The organism is Candidatus Accumulibacter propinquus, assembly GCF_056856495.1.
In genome coordinates, this window is the sequence record NZ_JBSEHC010000001.1 from 114,845 (window position 1) to 139,119 (window position 24,275).

Consider the following 24,275-nt stretch of genomic DNA (forward strand, 5'->3'; position numbering starts at 1 on the left):
AGCCGCTGCGCGGAGGATCCGGTGGCGATGCGCTCGCATCAGAATATGACCTCACCCCTCGAACGAGGGACTCTCCCCTGACGAAACTGGAGGTCATGTTACGATGAGCACATCACCGGAAGCAACGTTTGATCGCAACTACGCACGGCATCTGCAACACCTGACCCTCAAGGGGCTGCAACCGAAGACCATCGAGGCGTACTCGCGCGCCATCCGGCGGATCGGCGAGCGGTTTGATCATCAGATTGACGCACTGTCCGAGCAGCAATTGCTGGACTACTTCACCGAACTGGTGGCGTCGCACTCGTGGAGTTCCGTCAAGCTCGATCTGTATGGCTTGAAGTTTTACTACGAGCACGTCTTGCGCCGGCCCTGGGCGATGCCCGGCCTGATCAAGCCGCCCAGAAGTCAGCGCTTACCCGACATCGCCACGGTCGATGAAACCCAGCGGATCATCACCCGCACGCGGGTGCTCAGTTACCGCGTGTTCTTTTTCACGCTCTATAGCCTCGGACTGCCGCCTGGGGGAAGGGCTGCGGCTGCAGGTCGGCGACATCGATGGCGCACGCGGGCGCGTGCATATCCGTGACGCCAAGGGCAACCAGGATCGTCTGGTGCCGCTGCCGCAAGCGACCCATCAACTCCTGCGCCGCTTCTGGCAGGTGCATCGTAACCCGGTCCTGCTCTTTCCCAGTCGCCACGACGGCCTGAAAGGCGCGGCGACCGCCACGACGCCGATGGACCCCGGTGGCGTACAGACCACCTTGCACCGGGTAGTCGAGGCCTGCGGGCTAAAAAAAAGATCACCCCCCACAGCCTTCGCCATTCGTACGCGACCCACCTGATCGAGGCTGGCGTCGATCTGATCGAGGTGCAGAAATTCCTCGGCCATCACTCGATTCTGACCACCGCTCGCTACACCCATCTGACCGACCAGACCAAGCATCACGCCATCGCACGGATCAACGGCCTGATGGATGGCTTCTCCATCACCTGGGGGCAGGTCAAATGATCCGCCTGGCTACCGTCATTGACACCTTCGAGGCGGACTTCCTGGCGCAATACCGGGATCAACTCACGCCTGATCACTACCGCGCACTCGCGGCCATGAAACATTGCCGCACGCAGGCCAGCCCCATGATGCAGGTCAAATGCACGGCATGTGAGCATCAGAAACTGGTGCCACATTCCTGCGGCCACCGCCACTGCCCGCACTGCCAGCATCATGAGAGTCAGCAATGGCTGGAACGTCAGTTGAAGAAGCAGGTGCCCGCCGAGTACTTTCTGCTGACCTTCACCCTGCCCGCCGAATTCCGGACGCTGGCCTGGGCGCACCAGAACGTCGTCTATGATCTGCTCATGAGTTGTAGCTGGGAGACGGTGCGTACCTTCAGCCAGAACGACAAACCGCTTCAGGGGACGCCGGGTGCCACTGCGGTGCTGCACACGAACACGCGCCGGCTGGATTATCACCCGCATGTCCATCTCGTCATGCCTGCGGCAGTGGTCGACGGTAAGCAAAAGCAATGGCGAACCAAGCCGCGAGGCAAGGCCAAAGGGGGCTATCTGTTCAACCACAAGGCTCTGGCCAAGGTCTTTCGGGCGAAGATCCTGGCGGCGATCGAAACGGCCGGGCTGACGCTTCCTGCTCGCTATCCCCAGGAGTGGGTGGTGGATTGCAAGTCGGTGGGCAGCGGCGAGTCGGCCCTCATCTATCTGGGGCGCTATCTTTATCGGGGTGTCATTCAGGAGAACGATATCGTCGCCTGCGCCAACGGGCAGGTGAGCTTCCGCTATCGCAACGCCAAGACGACGAGGAGGGAGCGGCGGACCGTGTCCGGCGCTCAGTTCCTGTGGCTGGTCCTGCAGCATGTCTTGCCGAAGGGCTTCCGGCGGGCGCGCAACTTCGGCTTTTTGCATCCCAACTGCAAGCACGTGATCGCCTTGCTGCACGTGCTGCTGAAGTGCGTTCCTGGTCAGACCTTGGCCTGGGTCAAGCAACGGGCGCCGATTCTGTGCACCTGCTGTGGAGCCGTGATGGCGATCGTGCGAACGCGCATTCCTTCGCCGTTCACGGGGCAGCTGCCCATCTCCATCGCGGCCGAAGGGAACCCCTGGTCGTGTAGGAGAACCTTCCCTGGAGTGGCACGGGACTTCAGCGCCCGCAAGCTGAGATGCGGGTTCGCCTCCAGTCGGCGCCCATCCGGGGCTCTTCGCCCACCACCGCCCAGATGGGGCATCGTCTGTCCCAACGGCAGGCATTCGAACCAGGTTCAAGTTCCCGCCAGCTGGGCTGAATGTTCAGCCAGGAGACTTCCCAAAAACATATTTTCTAGGCGGCCCAGTCGGCACCCCACGGGCTCGTCCAACAATCGGATCAGATCGTGGCTTCGCACGATCTATCCTTATTCGTTCAAGCTGAGATGCGGGTTCGCCTCCAGTCGGCGCCCATCCGGGGTTCTTCGCCCACCACCGCCCAGATGGGGCATCGTCTGTCCCAACGGCAGGCATTCGAACCAGGTTCAAGTTCCCGCCAGCTGGGCTGAATGTTCAGCCAGGAGACTTCCCAAAAACATATTTTCTAGGCGGCCCAGTCGGCACCCCACGGGCTCGTCCAACAATCGGATCAGATCGTGGCTTCGCACGATCTATCCTTATTCGTTAGCCCACATTCTTGTAAGCGGAAAGCCAAGAGCATAAATCAGAAAATTCTTTGAGGTCGATGCGAGGGCCAATACGGAGCTTCTCTTCATGGGCATCCTTGGTAAAGGATGAGGTGGTGATGATGAGACCAAGATTAGCTTTTTGGATTTCCGTTACGCCATACACACCTCGAACGACCTCAACTCCAACCTTGTTTTGTGGAGAGTACCGCTTGCATTCAGCGAGAAAGAGTAGGCTCGCTGGTCCTGCCTTCATTCGGCCGAGGAGATCGTATCCTCCATCCCGAGTGCGCTTGGTGAGCGTGACTTCGCAGCCTTGGTCTTCAAGTAGCTTTGCAACCAGTTCTTCAAACTTTCGGGAATCAAGGTCGTACATAAGCTGGGGTCGCTTTGCAAGTTCCTGCAACAGTCGTGTGTTGATGTCTTGAAGAAGAAGAATCTTTGAATCGAGAGGAGACTTGTCCCGATATGCCTCTTCGGCTTTTGACTTACGCAAAGACTGGATGTAGGTCTTCAGTGCATCCCACTGAGAGTCTTCAACAATATGGTTGGGAGTTAGCCCCCGAATACCTGCCTTGTTAAATAGCTCAACTACTGTTGATGGGCGAATTCGGTTTTTGTGAGCAAGGAAGCCAATTGAATATGGCGGATGACCAAAGGCCAGTTGCCTATATGGGGCGCCTTCAAACCGGCGATTCCTTCGTTGGTCGAAATCTCTGCTGCTACCCTGGCTCATTGTTGATGTGGGCTAACGTTTAGCTTGAGGGGCGCGGAGCCGGCTTTTCGGCGGAGCGTCCCTCTCGAAGCGCATGTTGGACGAAGCCGCTGCGCGGAGGATCCGGTGGCGATGCGCTCGCATCAGAATATGACCTCACCCCTCGAACGAGGGACTCTCCCCTGACGAAACTGGAGGTCATGTTACGATGAGCACATCACCGGAAGCAACGTTTGATCGCAACTACGCACGGCATCTGCAACACCTGACCCTCAAGGGGCTGCAACCGAAGACCATCGAGGCGTACTCGCGCGCCATCCGGCGGATCGGCGAGCGGTTTGATCATCAGATTGACGCACTGTCCGAGCAGCAATTGCTGGACTACTTCACCGAACTGGTGGCGTCGCACTCGTGGAGTTCCGTCAAGCTCGATCTGTATGGCTTGAAGTTTTACTACGAGCACGTCTTGCGCCGGCCCTGGGCGATGCCCGGCCTGATCAAGCCGCCCAGAAGTCAGCGCTTACCCGACATCGCCACGGTCGATGAAACCCAGCGGATCATCACCCGCACGCGGGTGCTCAGTTACCGCGTGTTCTTTTTCACGCTCTATAGCCTCGGACTGCGCCTGGGGGAAGGGCTGCGGCTGCAGGTCGGCGACATCGATGGCGCACGCGGGCGCGTGCATATCCGTGACGCCAAGGGCAACCAGGATCGTCTGGTGCCGCTGCCGCAAGCGACCCATCAACTCCTGCGCCGCTTCTGGCAGGTGCATCGTAACCCGGTCCTGCTCTTTCCCAGTCGCCACGACGGCCTGAAAGGCGCGGCGACCGCCACGACGCCGATGGACCCCGGTGGCGTACAGACCACCTTGCACCGGGTAGTCGAGGCCTGCGGGCTAAAAAAAAGATCACCCCCCACAGCCTTCGCCATTCGTACGCGACCCACCTGATCGAGGCTGGCGTCGATCTGATCGAGGTGCAGAAATTCCTCGGCCATCACTCGATTCTGACCACCGCTCGCTACACCCATCTGACCGACCAGACCAAGCATCACGCCATCGCACGGATCAACGGCCTGATGGATGGCTTCTCCATCACCTGGGGGCAGGTCAAATGATCCGCCTGGCTACCGTCATTGACACCTTCGAGGCGGACTTCCTGGCGCAATACCGGGATCAACTCACGCCTGATCACTACCGCGCACTCGCGGCCATGAAACATTGCCGCACGCAGGCCAGCCCCATGATGCAGGTCAAATGCACGGCATGTGAGCATCAGAAACTGGTGCCACATTCCTGCGGCCACCGCCACTGCCCGCACTGCCAGCATCATGAGAGTCAGCAATGGCTGGAACGTCAGTTGAAGAAGCAGGTGCCCGCCGAGTACTTTCTGCTGACCTTCACCCTGCCCGCCGAATTCCGGACGCTGGCCTGGGCGCACCAGAACGTCGTCTATGATCTGCTCATGAGTTGTAGCTGGGAGACGGTGCGTACCTTCAGCCAGAACGACAAACCGCTTCAGGGGACGCCGGGTGCCACTGCGGTGCTGCACACGAACACGCGCCGGCTGGATTATCACCCGCATGTCCATCTCGTCATGCCGGCGGCAGTGGTCGACGGTAAGCAAAAGCAATGGCGAACCAAGCCGCGAGGCAAGGCCAAAGGGGGCTATCTGTTCAACCACAAGGCTCTGGCCAAGGTCTTTCGGGCGAAGATCCTGGCGGCGATCGAAACGGCCGGGCTGACGCTTCCTGCTCGCTATCCCCAGGAGTGGGTGGTGGATTGCAAGTCGGTGGGCAGCGGCGAGTCGGCCCTCATCTATCTGGGGCGCTATCTTTATCGGGGTGTCATTCAGGAGAACGATATCGTCGCCTGCGCCAACGGGCAGGTGAGCTTCCGCTATCGCAACGCCAAGACGACGAGGAGGGAGCGGCGGACCGTGTCCGGCGCTCAGTTCCTGTGGCTGGTCCTGCAGCATGTCTTGCCGAAGGGCTTCCGGCGGGCGCGCAACTTCGGCTTTTTGCATCCCAACTGCAAGCACGTGATCGCCTTGCTGCACGTGCTGCTGAAGTGCGTTCCTGGTCAGACCTTGGCCTGGGTCAAGCAACGGGCGCCGATTCTGTGCACCTGCTGTGGAGCCGTGATGGCGATCGTGCGAACGCGCATTCCTTCGCCGTTCACGGGGCAGCTGCCCATCTCCATCGCGGCCGAAGGGAACCCCTGATCGTGTAGGAGAACCTTCCCTGGAGTGGCACGGGACTTCAGCGCCCGCAAGCTGAGATGCGGGTTCGCCTCCAGTCGGCGCCCATCCGGGGTTCTTCGCCCACCACCGCCCAGATGGGGCATCGTCTGTCCCAACGGCAGGCATTCGAACCAGGTTCAAGTTCCCGCCAGCTGGGCTGAATGTTCAGCCAGGAGACTTCCCAAAAACATATTTTCTAGGCGGCCCAGTCGGCTCCCCACGGGCTCGTCCAACAATCGGATCAGATCGTGGCTTCGCACGATCTATCCTTATTCGTTAGCTCGGCCTCGACAGTGATCTGTTAAATGCAACCATTGCCTCTTGCCCATATACAACAACTGAGGTATCTGTTGGTGCCTCTGGCCAGTATTGGTGAATAAGAGGTCGAAATCGAATGGATAAATGTGCCTCCTCATTGCAGGGAGAATGTCGCCACGGTTCAAATGAGTGAAGGTCAAAATTGTAGCCATCAGGTTCACCCCATGTAACGAGAAATGCAACAGGAAAAAATTTAAACAACCACATCGCAGTGGGCTCCCCTACCCGGAGGTCGAGTAACGCAGCATCACGAACCATGACATGTGGCCCAAAAGGATAAAGCCAATAGCAACGGTGTCCGGTTGCTTCATAGGTATGCCAACAACAATGGCCTCAACTGGGCCTCATAGAGCGCCTGGGAGGCTGGTTTGTGAAAACAGTGCTTGAAGAAGCGCAGGACTTGGCGGCTCACCTTCGAGGTGTAGCGGAATACCGGGGTGCTCCAGTCGGGGCGATCGGTCCCGTCGGTCGCGGAGGTCTGGCGCCGGTCCTGCTTGCGCAACGCTTTCTCGTCCGCGATTCCGTGCTGGCCCATTCTGCGGTGCAACAGCAGGGCCACCAAGAGGCTGGTGACAATGGCCAGGCGGACCTGATTCTCGATGGCCGCCAGGCTGGCGCCCCAGGCCTTGGCCAGGCTGAAGTCGTTCTTCCAGGTGTCAAAACACTTCTCCTCCTCCCAGCGGCGCGAGTAGAGGAAGGCGATGACGCCGGGTTCGAGCTTGAACTCGTTGGTCAGAAACTCCACGAGATGGCCACGCGGGCTGCGGAAGGTGATCAGGCGCCAGTTTTGGCGGGAACTGCGCAAGGTGATGCGCAGATCCTTGAGCACCCCTTCGTTAGTCGGCACGTCCGCCACCGGCAAGGGCTCGGTGGACTCGATGCACAGGCTGCTTTTCATGCGCGTGATCAGGGTCATGCCCAAGCGCTTTTTCCGGCTATCCCAAAACGCCGCGTCGATGAACGCGCGGTCGACCAGCCACAGAGCACCCTTGTGACGGGTCATGGGTTGCGCGGATTGATCGTAGTCGCGCAACAGCGCCGTCTCGTGGCGACTGCGGGTATCGACGTGCACGTCGGTGGGACAACCCAGGCGCACGTCGTAGAAGCTCAACAGCGCGTGTCCCTTGGGATTGTCCTCGCCGCCCTGCCGGGGCGTACACCGCCCGTAGTGTGCGCTTTCGCTCTGATACGTCCCATCCATCGCATACACCGGGCGCCCTTGCAGGGCAGGGAATTGCGCCAGACGATCCGGCAGCACCGCCCGTGCCTCGCCGAGCAACGGCGCCATCGCTGCCTGCAAGACTGCGCGGCGGTGGCGCGAGGACAGCGCGTCCGACCAGGTGGAACGTGCCAGTGGGGCGCGCAGCGCCGTTCCCGGCTCCCAATGCAGCAGCGACTGCACCTGCTCGCGCAGCGTGCGCATGCCTTGCAGGTGGCGCAGTAAGCGCCTAGCAAAAAGTCATTCGATAATGAGAGCCGAAACCGTCCAGAATTTTGTCGACGTCAGCCTCAAGCCCGGCAGAGTTCCGTGCTTTGAAGGCCATCCACTCGTACTTCATTTTGTGCCAGAGCTTCTCGATGCGGTTCAGTTCCGGACTGTAGGGTGGCAGGAAGTAAAGCGTGAGGCCCTTCTCTTTCAGCAGGGCCAACAGGGTCTGGATTTCCTTCGCTTTGTGGATGGAAGCATTGTCCAGAATCACCGTCAGGGGTCTGCCGACGCTTTCCAGGAGGAGACCGAGGAAGCCGCCAAAAAGAGCTGCGGTCGTTGTCTCCCAGAACTTGGCCGTGAACAATTCACCCGTCGAGATCAACGCGGCCATCACATTCAGACGCTTTCCCCGCGCGGCCGTGATGAGGTGCACCTCTCCTGTCTCGGTCCAGGCGCTCCGATTGGGCTGGGTCTGCACAAAGCCGGCTTCATCCATATACGATAAAGTGAGTTCGCCAAGCTTTGTTTTTTCAAGCAATTCATCTATTTCTACCTGGGCTGCTCGAAATTTCGCCTCATCCCGTTTTTTTTAGACTGTGCCGGGTCCTTTTCCAGACATAGTTCTTCTCTTTCAAGGCCGCCTGAACCACTCCCACCGAAACCTGTACGCCATGTTCCTCTGACAGGCGGTCCCTCAACTGGGGGGCCGTACAGGCCTCAGCCGTCGCCCAGGCGCAGAGTACCTGCTGATACGTTTCCGATAGTTTGCGAGGGGCACCACTGCGCGGCAGGTCGCGCAGCCCGATGAACCCCCTGGCCAGCCAGGCATCCCTGTGGTTGGCTACGGTTTCCTTGTGGAGCTTCTGCTGTTTCGCCACTCCGTCAAGGGACCCTCCTTCAGCCAGGAGAAGTACGGTCCGGGCTCGCCGGCGTTCGCGCCAGTCACTGCCTCGCTCCTCTACCTGCGTCAGTTGCTGGCGCTCTTGTGCTGTGAGGGTGAACTTTTTGGCTCTGCGGGACATGGCGAGGCATTCCGGAGGTTGGAGCGGACAGTATGCAGGCATACTGGCTTAACTCGAAAAATTTATCTGGAAGCGCTTACTCCAAGGCCGATAAAATCCGCCATGCTCAACACCCGCGATACCGTGTCGGTACCGCGTATCTGCGCCAAGGCACGAGCCACCGGCGCCAACAATTCTCCCAAGACGGTTTGATTCATGAGGCTGTCCATGACTGCAGTTAATCGTTCGGTATCCACACGAGGCTCCAATAAGCTGTTGTTTATACAGCATAAATTGCGAGCATTTTGCTAAACCTGTGTCAAGTGTTTTTTGCGATATTTTTGAAAATATTTTTCCGTCCCATGATCTGTTCCATAGGGAGCGTAGATTGCGCACCGGCCTTTTCCTATTAAACGATCCCATTATCTGCGTATAGCGGGGCTGACGCTGTCTCATGGGCAAGCTTGCCTGCTTCGGCTTGAATCACAGCCGGACACCGTTGGCCAATAGTAAACATTAATACTGTCCGGCAACGGAAGACTACAGTCTAAAAAATAATCTCGTATTGCTTCTGTTTGAGGGCCTTTTAGATACCGATCAACACCTTGTGCAGACATGTGACCCAGGAGGGCGCGAATTATCTTCTGTGGCTGACTGCGGACTGCCATTACATCTGGAAGTGAAATGGGGGTTCTTATGAGCGTGCCTATTTGGTTTACGAAATCAATAAATACCGGATCATAAACCGTCCCCAACAGATTATTATTACACCTATGGCACAAAGTGCGATACTTAACGCCATTTTGTGAAATACGACCTTTCAATGAAGCTTCATCAGACAAGTGGCGAACAATATGGTGCATTTCGACCTGTGAAACTTTAATGCAGCCTTTTGGAGGCGTGTGGTCCTCAGTCAGGCGCTTGTGCTCGCCGCAGATATTGCAGAACCCTTGCCGGGGGCCTCGCGTTGATATTTGAATTTTCACAGCGATACCTGAGGGAGCTAACGTGATGTAGCAATCCTACTTGACGCAGTGCTTTGCGTCACTATACTGTATGCATGTGCATGCATGGCTGAACTTCCAACGGAAACAAGGGGGTAGAGTATGGGCACGTTAACTAATAATTCCGACAACTGCGTCAATGCCAACGGCGTCGTCCGGCCTCCCAGGCGGCTCCTTGACCAACTCTCGGAAAGCATACGCCTCAAGCACTATAGCATACGGACGGAGCAGGCTTACCGGGGCTGGGTGCGACGTTTCATCCTTTTCCATGGCAAGCGACATCCGCAGGAAATGGGCGCGCGCGAGGTTGAAGCGTTTCTCACCCACCTCGCGGTGAGGGGCGGGTTTCCGCATCCACGCAGAATCAGGCAAAGAGCGCTCTGCTGTTTCTCTACAAGGAAGTGCTGAGGACCGATCTCCCCTGGCTGGATGATGTCGAGTCGGCGAAGTCCGGCAAGCGTCTGCCCGTAGTGCTGACGCCCGAAGAAGTTCAGCGCCTGCTGGGGCCGATCGACGGAACCACGGGACTGATCCTCCGGCTGCTTTACGGTACGGGGATGCGCATGATGGAGTGCCTGCGACTGCGCGTTAAGGACGTGGACTTCGCTCGCCGCGAAATCCTGGTGCGCGAGGGAAAGGGCTTCAAGGACCGGGTGACGATGCTGCCGGAGAGGCTGGTGGCGCCGCTGGGGGAGCATCTGGCACGTGTGAAGGCGCTGCACGCGGCGGATCTGGCTGCGGGTTTTGGCGACGTGTACCTGCCATGGGCTCTGGAGCGGAAATACCCGAACGCGGCGCGTGAGTGGGCGTGGCAGTACGTCTTCGTTGCCGCCAGACGATCGGTCGATCCACGTTCCGGGGCGGTGCGGCGACATCACGTGGAGGCGCAGAGTATCCAGCGTGCGATGCGTCAGGCGCTACGGCTGGCGGGAGTCAGCAAGCTGGCTCGCAAGGAAGCAAGCATCCTTGTGCACGGCCAGCGCAGCTACGGCGCCGGACAAGTCCCTGCCGTTGCCGGCACACGCCAGGATGCGTATGCTTCGAGGTCAGGCCGCTGCCGCAGGGGTGGCGCGAACGCTTGGGGGGCTCATGAACCTGGAAAAGGTGGTTTTCGGTTTCTTTATCGTGCTCGCGGCAACTTTGAACTTCGGTTTCTTCATCGGCGAGATCGACCAGCCGAGGCATCATCATGTCTATGAGCTGTTTGCCGCGATCGTCGTCAACCTGATTGCCACGGTCCTGAAATTCGGCGACCGGACGCAGATCGGCGCGGTGCATCTGTCGACCAGCCTGGTCGCCGACCTGCAACTGGTGGCGGCGGCCGGTGTCTGGGCCATCGCGGTGCATGTCACCGGCGAGGGAATGTCTGCGGATGTCACGACCAGCGTGGTTTCGCTGAGCGGCGGCGCGTTGTTCGCCAACGTCGTCTCGGTGGTGCTGCTGATCGCGGAAACCGTGATGTTGCGGCGCTGACGCGCGCTGCACCGCGATCAGCGCGGCCATGAACGCCAGCGTCTTCTTCCTCGCCCTGCGGCGGATGCGCGCGCCGCTGATCGTGCTGATCGTCATCTACGCGGTGTCGACGCTGGGGCTGACGCTGATTCCGGGCATCGACGCGCAGGGTCGGCCGGCGCCGCCGATGAGCTTTTTCCACGCCTTCTATTTCGTCAGCTATACCGCCAGCACCATCGGTTTCGGCGAATTGCCGGGGGCCTTTTCCGAGGCGCAGCGGATGTGGGTCACGGTGGTCATCTTTCTCTCGGTGATCGGCTGGTCGTACTCGATCATCAGCCTGCTGTCGCTGGTTCAGGACAAGGGTTTTCAGCAGGTGCTGCTGACCGCACGCTTCGTGCGCCAGGTCAGGCAACTCGGCGAACCCTTCTACATCCTCTGCGGTTGTGGCGAGACCGGGTTGCTGATCGCGCGCGCCCTCGACCATGATGGCCTCCGGGTGGTGGGCATCGAGCGCAACGAAGCGCGTATCCAGGAACTCGAACTCGAGGATTTCGCCGCCGACGTCCTCCTGCTGTGCGCCGATGCGGCGCAACCCCAGCAGTTGTTGATGGCCGGGCTGCAGCATCGCAGTTGTCGCGGCGTGCTGGCGGTGACCGACGACGACGCGGCCAACCTGGCGGTGGCGATCGCCAGCCGCCTGATCAATCCCCGCCTGATGGTCGTCGCGCGGGTGGCCAGTCCGGCGGTCGAGCGCAACATGATGTCTTTCGGCACGCACTATGTGGTCAATCACTTCGAGCGTTTCGCCGACTATCTGGCGCAGGCGATCAAGTCGCCTAACTGGTACCGCCTGGTCGATCTGCTGACCGGCCTGCCGGGCCAGGAGGTTCCCGAACGCCACGATCCACCCGCCGGCGACTGGGTGGTCTGTGGCTTCGGTCGCTTCGGGCAGGCGGTGGTGCGCAATCTCGAACGGCACGGCGTGCGCCTGACGGTGATCTCGCCGGAGGCGACGTTGCCGATCGCCGTGCAGCATGTCGTGGGCCACGGCACCGAGGCGGAGCCGCTGCGCCAGGCGGGCATCGCGACGGCGGTGGGCATTGTCGCCGCCAGCGACAACGACCCCAACAACCTGTCGATCGCGATGACCGCCAAGGAGGTGAACCCGAAGCTGTTTGTCGTCCTGCGCCAGAACCGGGTCGCCAACGAGGTCCTGTTCGACGCCTACGACGCCGATTTCACGATGGTGCCGTCGCGCATCGTGGCGCGCGAGTGCCTGGCGCTGATCACCTCGCCGTTGCTGCGGCGCTTTCTGCAGCTCGTACGGGACTGGCCGGACGCGCGCGCCGCCGTCGTCGCCCGGCAACTCGAGGAGCTTTGTGGGAATCGTGTGCCGCTGGTCTGGGGCGTGCGGCTGAACGCGGCGGAGGCCCCGGCGGTGCATCAGCTGCTGATGATGGAGCAGGGGGCGATGGCGCTCGGCATGTTGCGCCGCGATCCGGCGGCGCAGCAGGATGTCCTGCCGCTGCTGCCGCTGCTGCTCGTCCGCGCGGGGATCGACCATCAGCTACCCGCAGAGGCGACGCTGCTCGAACCCGGCGACCATCTGCTGTTTGCCGGGACGCGTGCGGCCAGGTTCGCGCAGAACCTGACACTCGACAATCGCAACGTGCTGGACTACGTGCTCACCGGACGCGACGCGCCGGGCTGGCTGTGGAGTTTGCTGAGCCGGCCCGCGCAGCGCCGGCAGCGCACGCCGCGCTAGACGCGACTACGCTGGCCGCCGCCGCGCCTGGCGCGCCGTTCAGTCGCCGCTGCCGCCGCGCACGTCGAACTCGACTTTCCAGTGCTGCGGGCCATCGTGCGGCAGGGCTTCGAGTTCGAGTGTGCCGGCTTCGGTGACGCGTGCCTGCAGCCTGACGCGGACCACCTCGCCGGTGGCGCGGCCTTCGGCTGGCAGGGTGGTCTGGATCTCGTCGAGTTCCTGGAGTTCGTCGGGCGCCCAGTCCTCGAGCAGCGTGCCGACCTCGTCCTGGCGGCGGACCGACGAGCCGAAGAAGCGGAAGCGTACCTGCTCGCCGACGACCAGTCCGAATTCCTGCGTCGACACCGCGGCTTCGCTGCCTTCCTCCATGCCGAAGGGCGCCAGGCACAGGGCCTGCACCGGCGGTTGCAGCCCGGGCACCGCGGGCATCACCGATTCGACCGCGACGTAGTAGGAGCGGGCGGTGCCGCCGCGGATGCGCACGCCCTGGCCACGGCGGACGTAGCCGTAGTAGGCGGCGCCGCGGGCTACCGCCAGGTCGAGGTCGGCGCCTTCGAGCAGACGGGCGGCCGGGGCACCCTCGGCGGCGAGCCAGGAATTGACCGTCGTCAGCGTGCGCTCGGCGAGCAGTTCGGACTTGAATACGCCGCCATTGAACAGCACCGCGGTCGGATGCAGAAAGGTCGCGTCGTCCGGCAGGCGGCCGCTGAAACCCTCGAGGTCGGCCGTGGCGGCGACCTGACGGGCGAGGAAAGCGGCCAGATGGCGAGTGACCGCGGCATCCTGCGCGTAGGGCAGACCGAGTTGCGTCAGGCCGCCACGCCCCCGACCCTGCGGCCGGTCGGCGATGGCCGCCGGCGGGAAGAAACCTTCGAGCAGCGTCGCCGCGAGTTCCGCGCGCGTCAGTTCACTGCGCGTCGATCCGCCGATCAGTCTGGCGCCGCGGCTGGCGATCACCAGCGGTACCGTGAGCACTTCCGGATCGCTGAGCATCGTCTCCTTGGCGTTGCGGCAGGCGTGCGTCAGCGCCCGCAGTTGCCAGGCGTCGAGTTTCTGGCCCTGCGCGGCCAGCTTGCCGGCAACAGCATAGGCCAGGGCCAGATCCATGTTGTCGCCGCCAAGCAGGATGTGCTCGCCGACGGCGACGCGGTGCAGTTCGAGTGTGCCTGCGCGTTCGAGGACGGCGATCAGCGAGAAGTCGCTGGTGCCGCCGCCGACATCGACGACCAGGATGATGTCGCCCGGTCGCACCTGCTTGCGCCAGCCGCCGGCGCTCTTCTGGATCCAGCTGTACAGCGCGGCCTGCGGCTCTTCGAGCAGGAGCATGCGGGCGCAGCCGGCGGCACGTGCCGCTTCGGCGGTCAGTTCGCGCGCCGCCGGGTCGAAGGACGCGGGGATGGTGACCACGATCTCCTGATCGACAAACGGGGCCGCGGGCTGCGCCTGGTCCCAGGCGGCGCGCAGATGGCTCATGTAGCGCAGCGAGGCTTCGAGTGGCGACAGACGCGTCACCTCCGGCGGGGCGTCGTTGGGCAGGATCGCCGCGCGGCGGTCCACGCCGGCGTGACAGAGCCAGCTCTTGGCGCTCGACACCAGGCGGATGGGCGTTGCCGCGCCGCGGCTGCGCGCCATCTCGCCGACCGCATAGTCCTGTTCGGCGGTCCATGGCAGGTTCAGATCACCCGCCGCCAGTTCGCTCGGATGCGGCAGATAGATGAACGAAGGCAGCAGGCCGAGGGCCTCCACCGCGCCGGGGGCGGTCAGTTGCGGCACTTGCAATACCCCCTGGACGACCTGTTCGCCGTCGCAGGCGGCAATCTCGACGTAGGAGAGGGCGCAATGCGTGGTTCCGAGGTCGATGCCGATCGAAAATTGCGGCTCGCTCATAGTTCCACCTCCGCCGGCGCGACGATGCGCAGCTCATGGCTGCCGGTGAGTTTGGGCAGGCGGGTGTCGACCACTCGCCAGCCACGGTGCGTGATGCTGCCGTGGAAGGGGGGGTTGCCGACGACGTTGCCGGTGACGCGAATCGCCGTGGCATCAAAGCCCTCCGGCAGCGTGATCCGGCTGCCCTCGGCTTCGTCGCGGACCGGGCTGATCGTGAAGTTGTCACGCAGGACCTTGCGGCAGCCCTCGTGTACCACTCGCGCCGCGGCGCCGACATCGGCGTCGGCATAGGCGGCGACATCTTCCTGAATGAAATCGATGAAGCGCGCCTCGCGCTGCAGCAGGCCGAGCAGTTGCAAGGCGCCGTCGGGGGGGGCTTCCTTGAGCGGCACGGCGGCCGCCCGGGGTGCCGGCGCCGGCGCCGAGGGCTCGGCGCGCTGCTCGCCGGCACGCAGGGCCTGTACGCTGGCGGCGAAGCGGGCATCGGAGAGGATCGAGAAAAAGGTGCCGAAGGCAAGGGAGATTCTGCTCAACAAGGATGGATTGGCTTGTTTCATGGAATGGTCCTGGTTCTACCGCCGAAGCGGCTCGGTGAGGTGTTGTCGGGCGCGGCTGCCGGCGCCTGGGTTGCAGGCGAGCGGCGCGGCGGAACTTCCTGGACGCGGGGCGCCAGCGCGCCGTGATTGTGCAGGCCGGGCAGCAGCGGCAGGCGGGGGCACGTCAGCCGGGGACGCCGCCGGCCTGGAAGGCGATCCGCGAATGCTCCCGCGGGCGCTTCTGTTGCAGCGCAATATAAACCATTTTTTGGGATTGGGGTAGAGCAGGCACGCCGTCCGGACCGCCCGGCCTGGCCTGCGGGCACGCTCAAGTGGCGTTGCCGGCCCTGGCCGTCGCCGCGCGTGCGGCCAGGTGTCGGACAAACCAGTGCGCCGTCTCGCGCGCCACGCAGGCGAAGTCCGCGACGGCATCGGGTTGCTCGCCGCTTGCCGGCAGCAGCTTGAGTTCCTTGTCGCAGCGCAACTCGCCCAGGGCGCGTCGATTGCTTGCCGCGACGCGTTCGTCGTCGGCAGCGACGAGCACGAGCAGCGGCGAGGCCAGCGAGCGCAGGTAGAGCATGCCCGCCAGGTCGATCAGGCCACCCCGGCAGACCACGGCGAAGATGTCATGGTCACGCACGGCGGCAGCCCGCAGCGCCACCGGCGAGCCGTCGCCGCTGGCGCACAGGCCGATCGGCAGCGTCGGCAGTTCGCCGAGCAGCATCCGTTGCTTGAGCAGCGACAGGCCGTCGAGCAGACGCCTGGCGAGCAGCGAGACGTTGTGGTGGATGTCGGCGAAGCGCTCTTCGGCGGGGGTCAGCAGGTCGAGCGTCAGGGTGCCGACGCCGGCATGCTGGAGGACCACCGCCAGGGCGTCGTCGCGGGCCTCGGGTTGTGGGCCGGCATGCGCGAGAACGACCAGCCCGGCGAATTGCGCGGGCAGGGTCAGTAGTCCACGCAGCGTCGCCTGCCCGCTATCGAAGCTGATCGGCGTGTTGCTGGGGAAAGCGAGCGGGTCGTTCAAGGACGCACCAGCCTGACCGGCACGCGACGCGGCCCGAAAGGTTTTCCGAAGCGGGCGAAATGGCCGGCGATCGTCGTGCCGCAGTGCGGGCAGCAGCCGTTGCTCGGCAGGTCGTAATGGCGGATGGCATACCAGTCGCGTTCGATCAGCGCCGCCTGGCAGCCGGGACAGAAGGTGGTGCCGCCTTCGCTGTCATGCACGTTGCCGGTATAGACGTAGTGCAGCCCGGCGTCGAGGGCGATGTGCCGCGCCTGGGTCAGCGTCGAAGGCGGCGTCGGTGGCAGGTCCTGCATCTTCCAGTCGGGGTGAAAGGCGGTGAAGTGCAGCGGCACATCCGTTCCCAGTTCGCCCGCCACCCAGTCGGCGAGCGCCTTGATCTCGGCCGCTGAATCGTTGCGCCCGGGAATCAGCAGCGTCGTGATCTCCAGCCAGCAGTTCGTCTCGTGATGGATGTAGGCAAGGATGTCGAGTACCGGTTGCAGATGCCCCCCACAGAGTTTGAAGTAGAAGTCGTCGCTGAAGGATTTCAGGTCGACGTTGGCGGCGTCCATCACCGCGTAGAACTCGCGCGCCGCCTGGCGATGGATGTAGCCGGCAGTAACCGCCACCGTCCGGATGTTCCGCGCACGGCAGGCGACGGCGGTGTCGATGGCGTACTCGGCGAAGATCACCGGGTCGTTGTAGGTGAAGGCCACCGACTGGGCTCCGTAGGCGACGGCGGCGGCCGCGATGCCTTCCGGGCTGGCCGCGTCGAGCAGGCGGTCCATGTCTTTCGACTTCGAAATGTCCCAGTTCTGGCAGAACTTGCACGCCAGGTTGCAGCCGGCGGTGCCGAACGACAGAATCGACGAGCCGGGGAAGAAGTGGTTGAGCGGCTTCTTCTCGATCGGGTCGATGCAGAAGCCAGACGAGCGACCGTAAGTGGTCAATACCATCCGGCCGTCCACGTTCTGGCGGACGAAGCAGGCGCCGCGCTGGCCGGCATGCAGGGTGCAGTCGCGCGGGCAGAGGTCGCACTGGATGCGCTCGCCCTCGATTGCGTGCCACCAGCGACCGGGGTGGGCGGACTCGGGCACTTTCGGCGAAGCGTCTAGGTCTCTTTCCATTTTCTTGCTCCGTAACGTGCCAGCGCGATCTGTGCGTGCCAGAAATCGGCGGGCAGGCCCGCCTTGAGCTTCAGTTGGGCGACGAACTGGCGGGCTTCCGGGAGGGATTCCCAGACCTGCGGCAGAAAGGTCGCACGGCGCCGGCCGTAGCTCAGGATCAGGCCGTCGATGCCGGGCCGCAGGCGGCTCAGGGCATCGGCCTCGCTGGTCACGGGGAAGGGCTCGGCGGGGGTCAGCAGCGAGACTTCGACACGGGTGCGAGAAAGCTCATCCTCTTCCAGCGGTGGAAAGCGCGGGTCGCGAAATGCCGCGGCGATCGCGTTTTCGGCGACGTCGATCGCCAGTGGGCGCTGCGCTTCTAGGCTGCCGATGCAGCCCCGCAGTTGTCCGCGCTGTGTCAGGGTGACGAAAGTCGCTCCCGGTTCGGCGAGTTCCGCGAGCGTGCCGACCGGGCTGGCCGCGCGCCCGAAGCGTTTGCCGATGGCGTTGCGCGCAGTCAGCAGCAAGGCCTGGCCGAGAGCGTCAGTGGGCATGCCCGGACTCCGCGCTGAAGGTGAAGGCGCCGTAGCCGACAACCCGCGACCGGTCGCCGGCCGTGTCCCCGGAATTGCGCAGGTCGATCATCCTGGCGTGCAATTGGTGCCGCCGCGCGGCCAGCAGCAGGCCATTGACCGGCGTCGCGCCGCAGGCCTGCTGATGGTCGAGATGCGCATCGAGCGCGAGGATGTGGCGGGCCGTGTCGCCATCGATCTCGCGCGCGGCGGCGTAAGGCAGGTAGTGCGACAGGTCGGAACTGATCACGATCAGTGTCTCGTCGCCGCCCCACAGGCATTCGAGCACCTCTGCCACCGCTGCCGCCGAGGTACGGCCGACGGCCAGCGGCACGAGCGTAAACGTGGTCAGCACGGTCTGGAGGAACGGAAGCTGCACTTCGAGGGAATGCTCGGGGGCATGCGCGGCATCGCTGACCACCACCTGGGGCAGGTGTGCGATGGCCGCCAGCGCCTCCTGATCGACCGGGATCTCGCCCAGCGGCGTGGCGAAGGAGGTCGCCGCGGGAACTGCCAGCCCGTTGACCGCGACGCGGTGCGTCGGGCCGAGCAGGAGCACGCGCTGCACGCGGTCGCGCCAGTCCTCGAGCAGCGCATAGACGCTGGCCGCGATCGGGCCCGAATACACGTAGCCCGCATGCGGCGCGATGATCGCCTTGGGACGGGGGGCGGGCGGGTGTGCCGTGTGCGCCAGCAGGCGTCGCAGGTCGCTTGCCAGTACGGTCGACGATCCGGGATAGAACATGTTGGCGACTGCCGCCGGGCGGATGCGTGGTGTCGATTGGGTCATCTTCGTGCTCCTTGAAGGGACGTGCTCCGGGGTCGCTGGGGGCCTTGCCGGCGTCTTTGGTGCGGACCTGCCGGCATTTGCTGCCGTATTGCCTTAAAATTAGCCCATGCTACGCTACTTCGCAATCGTTCCCGCCGCCGGTACCGGATCGCGCTTCGGCGGCGAGGCGCCCAAGCAGTATCAACTGCTCGCCGGGCGACCCATGCTCCAACACAGCCTGGCCGCTTTATGCCGCTGCCCATTCATTGAGCGCGTCTGGGTGGTGCTGTCGCCGGAGGATAGCTGGTGGCGGCAGTACGATTGGACCAGCCTGGGCTACAAGCTGGAAATCCTGTTCTGTGGCGGCGCCACGCGTTCCGAAAGCGTGGCCAACGGCCTGCGCGCGGCGGCGACGGCGGCCCAGGATGACGACTGGGTGCTGGTGCACGACGCCGCGCGCCCCTGTCTGTCGCAGGCGATGCTTGCCGCCCTCTACGACGAGCTCAGCGACGATCCGGTCGGCGGCTTGCTCGCCGTGCCGGTGGCCGACACGCTGAAACGTTCCGACGCAGCGCAGCGCGTGGCGGGTACCGAGTCGCGCGATGGCTTGTGGCAGGCCCAGACGCCGCAGATGTTCCGTTACGGGCTGTTGACCCGGGCGCTTGCAGAGCACGCCACCGGTACCGACGAAGCGTCCGCGATCGAGGCGGCAGGTTTCAGACCTCGGCTGGTGCGCGCCGATGCCAGCAACCTGAAGGTCACTTACCCGGACGACCTGCGGCTGGCGGAAACCATCCTGCAGGCGAAAACGCGGGTGGACAAATGATCCGCGTCGGACAGGGCTGCGACATTCATGCCCTGGTTCCCGGACGCAGGATGATCCTCGGCGGCGTGGACATCGCACACCCTGCCGGACTGCTCGGTCATTCCGACGCCGATGCCTTGCTGCACGCGATCACCGATGCCTTGCTCGGTGCGGCGGCGCTGGGGGACATCGGCCGACACTTTCCCGATACCGACGCGCGTTATCGGGGTGCCGACAGCCGCCAGCTGTTGCGCGCCACGGTGGAATTGCTGGCCGCGGCAGGCTGGCGAGTCGGCAACGTCGACGCGACGATCATCGCGCAGCAGCCGAAGATGGCGCCTTATCTGCCGCAGATGGTGGCCAACATCGCCGCCGACCTGCAGGTGCCGGCGGGTTGTGTCAACATCAAGGCCAAGACGGCTGAACGACTCGGCTTTGTCGGACGAACCGAAGGGGTGGCGACCGAGGCGGTGGTGCTGATCAGCCGCGCACCGCTTGAGGATCGCGGCGACACGCGTCGCTGAAGCTTTGCCGCCGCACGGCGGCAGGCACGGCCACTGCAGGGCTGTAATCCGTATCTGTGCCGTTGTCGCAGCCGTCGGCCAGCGTTCGCGCGGATCGGGCCGCGAGGCCGATGCCTTGCGGCGTGCTACTGCCGGCGTTGCTGCAGCAGCGTCTGTAACTGTTCGAGCAAATCATCGCGACTCAGCACTGCGGGCAGTCTGGCCCAGGCGGGATCAGGCCGCCAGGCAAGCGACCAGCGTGCCAGTTCGTCTGCCGGCATCGGAGGTGCGATGCCGTAGCCCTGGGCGTGTTCGCAGCCGAGGCGCAAGAGCATCTCTCCGTGGGGCACGGTTTCCATCCCGTTGGCGATTACCAGGCGGCCAAAGGCGGTGGCCAGACCGAGCACGGCATCGAGAATGGCCAGCTCCCCCGGATCGTCGAACATGTTGCGGACGAAACTCTGGTCGATCTTGATCTGGCTGACCGACAGGCGCTTCAGGTAGGTCAGGGAAGAATAGCCGCTGCCGAAATCGTCAAGGGAAAACGACACCCCGATCTCCCGGCAAGCGTCGATCAACTGCGCTACGCGGGGCAGGCCTTTGAGCGCGCTGGTTTCCTGCACCTCCAGATCGAGCTCGCACGGACGGACGCTCGGGTGCTTGGCCAGCAAGGCGCGCAGGCGCTCGACGAAGTTCGCCTGCTGCAGGTGGCGGGCGCCGACATTGACGCTGACCGGGATGCTCAGCCCGAGCGCATTCCACCGACCAATCTGCTCCAAGGCAGCATCGATCATCCATTCGCCGACCGCGATCGCCAGCGGATGGTCCGCGATTGTCGGCAGGAAGACAGCCGGCGGCAGCAGGCCCTTTTCCGGGTGTTGCCAGCGGATCAGGGCCTCGGCGCCAAGCAATACGCCCGTGCGCAGGTTGACCTTGGGCTGGTAATGGAGAATGAACTGGTGCTCAGTGAGAGCGCGTTGAACGCGCTCCACGCTTTGATGATGGCCGCGAACACTGCGGTCCTGCTCGGCGTCGAAGACATGGTAACGGTTCTTGCCGGCCAGCTTGGCCTGATACATGGCTTGATCCGCCTGGCGCATGAGCTGGTCGGCGTTTACCTCGGCCGCCTGCGGATAGAAAGTGACGCCCAGACTGGCCGAGACCTGAAGCAGCAGATTGCCGGCCGGCACCGGATCGGCAGCGGCGGCGAGCAGGCGACTGAGCATGGGTTCACTGGCGGCGGCATCAGCCAGATCGAACAGTACGGCGACGAACTCGTCGCCGCCGATGCGAGCGAGCGTGTCGCTTTCGCGCAGGGTCGCCGTCATGCGCGTGGCGACACCGATCAGCAACTCGTCGCCGGCCTTGTGCCCATGGCTGTCGTTGATCGCCTTGAAACCATCAAGGTCGAGAAAAGCCACCGCCAGCAGATGGCCTTGCCGCTGCGCCTGCGCCATTCCCTGGCGCAGGCGGTCCGACAGCAGTACGCGGTTGGGCAGCCCGGTCAGCGCGTCGTAATTGGCGATACGTTCGAGTCGGCGTTCGTTCTCCTTGAGAACGGTGATGTCGGAGAAAAGCGACACATACTCGCGGGGTTTGCCAAGGGCATCGCGAACGCTGCTGATGGTCTGCATTTCGACGAAGACTTCGCCGCTCTTGCGCCGGTTCCAGATTTCACCGTGCCAGTGCCCTGTGTCGATCAGGGCGCTCCACATGTCGGCATAAAATGCCTGGTCATGGCGACCTGAACTCAAGAGGCGCGGGTTCTGGCCCACGACTTCATCGCGGCCGTAGCCGGTAATACGGCTGAAGGCGTCATTGACGTCGATGATCGTTCCGTCCGCGGTGGTGATCAGAATGCCTTCGCGGGCATACGTGAAAACACTGGCGGCGAGATGGAGTTTCTCTTCGGCCCGCTTGCGTTCGGTGATGTCGAAAATCACACCGATCAGCCCCGCCACCTGGCCTTCGGCATCGGTGAAAGTCGCCTTGTTGAAGACCACTTCGTGACGTGTTCCGTCGGCATAGAGAACGGAAGCTTCGTAGGTCTGGGCGCCGAGGTGGGTCAGCAAGTCCCGGTCTGCCTGGTCGTATTTATCGGCCAGATCGACAGGCCCGAGATCGTGGACCGTCTTGCCAATGATCTCCTCGTGCGAACGCCCGAGATAGCGCTCGAAGGCCTTGTTGCTGGCGATATAGATGCCCTGTGCATCCTTGCAGAAGATCGGCGACGGCACCGCCTCGAGCAAATCCTTCTGGAATTGCAGGGTGTTCTGCAACGCCGCCTCGCGTGCCCGGATGCCGGCGTCGGCGCGACGGAGGAGAACGACGATGAAGCTCAGCAGGAGCATCAGCAGCACTCCGCCGGTGCTTCCACCGACAATCAACAGACCCGTAAAGGCTTCCTTTTCGGCGCTGATGTCGCGCATCACCAGGAGGTCGCCAACATCCTGGCCGGCGACATCGTGCAGTGGTATGGCGGACACGAAAAAGTCCTTGCCATCAACCACGACCTCGCCCTCCCGTGCGCGGTGGGCAGCGCCGCCGGCGTGATCGGCCCATTGCACCAAGGCGTTGGGCAGTTGGTCCTGCACCGGGTAAGTCAGCACACTGTGCGCCAGGCGGTCCCAGTAGGCCTCTCTGTTGAGCAAGCGCATGCCGTCTTCCCAGGCCTGTCGCGTCAGGTGCTCCTTGTGGATGAGAACGGCCAGCAGACTGCCAGAGCGGTACTGCAGCGTGTCCATGAGATCCTCGATCTCCTTGCCCAATTCGACATAGCCGACGAACGTTCCACCGGCGAAGACCGGACGCACGACGCGCAGCGTAAAGGTACCCAGCGGTCCGAGTTCGATACCGGTGGCGGTCTTGCCGGTCCGTTCGGCTGCGCGGGCGGTAAAGCGATTGATCACGTCACCGCGTAGCGCCGGCCGATGCACGCGCAGCAGGCAGACGCGATTCCTGTCCAGAAAATAGAAGTGGGAGAGCTGGTTTTCGCGCTTCAGCGTCGCGAACACCGACTGCCAGGCGGCCAGGAGACGTTCGCCGTCGCCCGCACGCAGGGCTTTTTGCACCGTGGCGTCGGCGGCGATGAGTTGCCCGGTCATCGCCAGGCCTGCCGATTGCTGCTCCAGAAGCCCTTGCCACTCGCCGGCCACCTCGGCGACATGGCGGGCGAGGGTCGCCGCCAGTTGCCGTTGATACTGCTGCCACAGGAGCGCCGCCGTGCCGAAGGTCAACAGCACGATGATCGCCGCCAGTGGCGCCAGCAGGCGCCGCAGGAGTGGTTTCGGCGCCGCGTCGACACGACGCTTGAGGACCAGGCCGGCAATTGTGGCGATCAGCAAGGCCAACATCAGCCCCACGGGCACTGCCGAGCGGATCGCCACTTCCCATTGCCAGGTGCGGGAATCGATGTCCATGGCCAGGACCGCGACGACCTCGCCGCTGCTCTGGTACGCCCCGGAGGCGATGATCAGATCATCAACCCTTTCGACATAGGTCGTCTTGGGCTCGATCTTGCCATTGGCCGGATTCTGGTAGGGATAATCGACCCAGCCGCTCCCCCGCGACAAAGCGACGTCCTGGATCTCCTTGCGGAAGTCCTGGCTCCCCGACCGGTCCTGCTTGTCGAGCAAGTTGTGACCGACCAGTTCCGGCGTGACCGGATGCGCCCGCATGGTCATGTCAAGGTCGTAGGCAAAGGCGTAGAGATTGCCCCTGCGAAACTGGCCCTGCGGGTTGTTGCATTCGGCGATGAAACGCTCGCGGCCATTCTGGCGATAGAAGTCCACGGCCTTGCGCACCATCGCCTGCGCGTCATCCGGAGTGCCGAAACCCGAAAGATCCGCCTTGTCACGGATCGGAACCCACGCCGAAACCCGCGGCCAGAGCCGGTCGGAAAGTGGTCCGGCAACAGCGCCGTCATTGCCGTCGAAGACGGCGCGCAGATCGGCCGGCGCCGCATCGACTTGGGCTGGTGGCGCCGCCTGCGCGCCAGCAGCTGCGCCGTCCACCAGGACGAAGAGCGTACCATCGGCCTTGCGGCCGATCAGCCGCAGAAGCCGGCCTGCCGGCAGAGAGGCGCCGACCACGGCGAGTTGCTCCTTCATCCGGTGGTGGTCAGGGCTCTCCAGATCCGCCACCGTCCCGGTCAGCAGACCGACGCGCTCGACATCCACCGCCTGCGCTGCCAGCCGGGCTTGCTGCAGCAGTTCGCCGCGCAGATCGCCGTCGGCCCGCCAGGCCGTCCACCACGCCGCTCCGGCGACCAGCATGATCAGCATGGCGCCAGCCAGCCACTGGCGACGGTGCTGCGCTTGTTCTCCAGTTGCCACGACCCTGACCTCCGATGAATCCGCATGCCTGCGCCGGGGAACGGGTTTGCTGCTGGTCCTGACTGCAGTGACTGCGGAGCGTCCAGTTTACCCTGAAAAAAATGGGCAGGGGCACGCATGCCTCAGGGCTGCCGGGGGCTGGGCGGCGCCTATGTGTTCCGGCGCACAGA

General features: G+C 63.4%; 17 protein-coding genes and 4 pseudogenes. 10 read left to right on the top strand and 11 right to left on the bottom strand.

Annotated elements, in window-relative coordinates; all coding sequences use genetic code 11:
* The first annotated feature begins 103 nt into the window (after nt 1-103).
* The 3 genes and pseudogenes from AC15MQ_RS00485 to AC15MQ_RS00495 all read left to right on the top strand — a co-directional run.
* The gene (locus AC15MQ_RS00485) at nt 104-589 is read left to right on the top strand and encodes a site-specific integrase (RefSeq protein ID WP_483079020.1); all 486 of its coding nucleotides are present in this window, start codon (nt 104-106) and stop codon (nt 587-589) included.
* Nucleotides 576-1,012, top strand: a pseudogene (locus tag AC15MQ_RS00490) (tyrosine-type recombinase/integrase). The gene AC15MQ_RS00485 and the pseudogene AC15MQ_RS00490 overlap by 14 nt, the downstream one beginning before the upstream one ends.
* Nucleotides 1,009-2,100: pseudogene (locus tag AC15MQ_RS00495) on the top strand (IS91 family transposase); the annotation flags it as partial. The pseudogenes AC15MQ_RS00490 and AC15MQ_RS00495, both read left to right, overlap by 4 nt.
* A gap of 561 nt (nt 2,101-2,661) precedes the next feature.
* Here AC15MQ_RS00495 and AC15MQ_RS00500 read toward each other — a convergent pair.
* Complete coding sequence (locus AC15MQ_RS00500) at nt 2,662-3,399, bottom strand: restriction endonuclease (RefSeq protein WP_483079021.1); 738 nt, start codon at nt 3,397-3,399, stop codon at nt 2,662-2,664.
* 187 nt (nt 3,400-3,586) lie between these two features.
* Between AC15MQ_RS00500 and AC15MQ_RS00505 the strand changes: the two are divergent.
* Nucleotides 3,587-4,494, top strand: a pseudogene (locus AC15MQ_RS00505) (tyrosine-type recombinase/integrase).
* On the top strand, nt 4,491-5,600 hold the full coding sequence (locus tag AC15MQ_RS00510; protein ID WP_287665915.1) for an IS91 family transposase: 1,110 nt from the start codon (nt 4,491-4,493) through the stop codon (nt 5,598-5,600). Before AC15MQ_RS00505 ends, AC15MQ_RS00510 begins: the two are co-directional and overlap by 4 nt.
* A 643-nt stretch (nt 5,601-6,243) precedes the next feature.
* On the opposite strand, the gene AC15MQ_RS00515 is transcribed toward AC15MQ_RS00510, so the two are convergent.
* Genes AC15MQ_RS00515 through AC15MQ_RS00525 form a run of 3 tightly spaced genes read right to left on the bottom strand, consistent with a single transcriptional unit; the run spans nt 6,244 to nt 8,387 of the window.
* Nucleotides 6,244-7,359: a transposase gene (locus tag AC15MQ_RS00515; RefSeq protein ID WP_483079022.1), complete on the bottom strand. Its 1,116-nt coding sequence runs from the start codon at nt 7,357-7,359 to the stop codon at nt 6,244-6,246.
* 25 nt (nt 7,360-7,384) lie between these two features.
* Complete coding sequence (locus AC15MQ_RS00520) at nt 7,385-7,903, bottom strand: IS630 family transposase (RefSeq protein ID WP_483079023.1); 519 nt, start codon at nt 7,901-7,903, stop codon at nt 7,385-7,387.
* Between the two features lie 37 nt (nt 7,904-7,940).
* Complete coding sequence (locus AC15MQ_RS00525; RefSeq protein WP_287652175.1) at nt 7,941-8,387, bottom strand: helix-turn-helix domain-containing protein; 447 nt, start codon at nt 8,385-8,387, stop codon at nt 7,941-7,943.
* A gap of 1,085 nt (nt 8,388-9,472) precedes the next feature.
* On the opposite strand from AC15MQ_RS00525, the pseudogene AC15MQ_RS00530 reads away from it, so the two are divergent.
* The 3 genes and pseudogenes from AC15MQ_RS00530 to AC15MQ_RS00540 form a co-directional block, all read left to right on the top strand.
* Nucleotides 9,473-10,317 (top strand): annotated as a pseudogene (locus AC15MQ_RS00530) (integron integrase); the annotation flags it as partial.
* 142 nt (nt 10,318-10,459) lie between these two features.
* Nucleotides 10,460-10,843: a DUF6394 family protein gene (locus AC15MQ_RS00535; RefSeq protein WP_287652095.1), complete on the top strand. Its 384-nt coding sequence runs from the start codon at nt 10,460-10,462 to the stop codon at nt 10,841-10,843.
* Nucleotides 10,844-10,871: 28 nt separating this feature from the next.
* Nucleotides 10,872-12,590, top strand: coding sequence for a potassium channel family protein (locus tag AC15MQ_RS00540; protein ID WP_287652096.1), 1,719 nt, complete (start codon nt 10,872-10,874; stop codon nt 12,588-12,590).
* A 39-nt stretch (nt 12,591-12,629) separates the two neighbouring features.
* On the opposite strand, the gene AC15MQ_RS00545 is transcribed toward AC15MQ_RS00540, so the two are convergent.
* From AC15MQ_RS00545 to amrB, 6 genes are all read right to left on the bottom strand, one after another.
* The gene (locus AC15MQ_RS00545) at nt 12,630-14,477 is read right to left on the bottom strand and encodes an Hsp70 family protein (protein ID WP_350497153.1); all 1,848 of its coding nucleotides are present in this window, start codon (nt 14,475-14,477) and stop codon (nt 12,630-12,632) included.
* Complete coding sequence (locus tag AC15MQ_RS00550) at nt 14,474-15,034, bottom strand: DUF2760 domain-containing protein (RefSeq protein ID WP_287652098.1); 561 nt, start codon at nt 15,032-15,034, stop codon at nt 14,474-14,476. Before AC15MQ_RS00550 ends, AC15MQ_RS00545 begins: the two co-directional genes overlap by 4 nt.
* A gap of 307 nt (nt 15,035-15,341) precedes the next feature.
* Nucleotides 15,342-16,037 (bottom strand): dienelactone hydrolase family protein, encoded by a 696-nt coding sequence (locus AC15MQ_RS00555; protein ID WP_483079024.1) that lies wholly within the window; start codon nt 16,035-16,037, stop codon nt 15,342-15,344.
* Nucleotides 16,034-17,143, bottom strand: a complete 1,110-nt coding sequence (gene amrS, locus AC15MQ_RS00560) for an AmmeMemoRadiSam system radical SAM enzyme (RefSeq protein ID WP_483079025.1) — start codon at nt 17,141-17,143, stop codon at nt 16,034-16,036. Before amrS ends, AC15MQ_RS00555 begins: the two co-directional genes overlap by 4 nt.
* Nucleotides 17,128-17,676, bottom strand: a complete 549-nt coding sequence (gene amrA, locus AC15MQ_RS00565) for an AmmeMemoRadiSam system protein A (protein WP_483079026.1) — start codon at nt 17,674-17,676, stop codon at nt 17,128-17,130. Before amrA ends, amrS begins: the two co-directional genes overlap by 16 nt.
* The gene (gene amrB / locus AC15MQ_RS00570) at nt 17,666-18,484 is read right to left on the bottom strand and encodes an AmmeMemoRadiSam system protein B (RefSeq protein WP_287665468.1); all 819 of its coding nucleotides are present in this window, start codon (nt 18,482-18,484) and stop codon (nt 17,666-17,668) included. The genes amrA and amrB overlap by 11 nt, the downstream gene beginning before the upstream one ends.
* Before the next feature lie 106 nt (nt 18,485-18,590).
* Here amrB and ispD point away from each other — a divergent pair, with 106 nt between their 5' ends.
* Entirely contained in the window at nt 18,591-19,289 is a 699-nt protein-coding gene (gene ispD, locus AC15MQ_RS00575; RefSeq protein WP_287665470.1) for a 2-C-methyl-D-erythritol 4-phosphate cytidylyltransferase, read from the top strand.
* Entirely contained in the window at nt 19,286-19,792 is a 507-nt protein-coding gene (gene ispF / locus AC15MQ_RS00580) for a 2-C-methyl-D-erythritol 2,4-cyclodiphosphate synthase (protein ID WP_483079027.1), read from the top strand. The genes ispD and ispF overlap by 4 nt, the downstream gene beginning before the upstream one ends.
* Before the next feature lie 125 nt (nt 19,793-19,917).
* On the opposite strand, the gene AC15MQ_RS00585 is transcribed toward ispF, so the two are convergent.
* The gene (locus tag AC15MQ_RS00585) at nt 19,918-24,105 is read right to left on the bottom strand and encodes an EAL domain-containing protein (RefSeq protein ID WP_483079028.1); all 4,188 of its coding nucleotides are present in this window, start codon (nt 24,103-24,105) and stop codon (nt 19,918-19,920) included.
* Between the last annotated feature and the right edge of the window lie 170 nt (nt 24,106-24,275).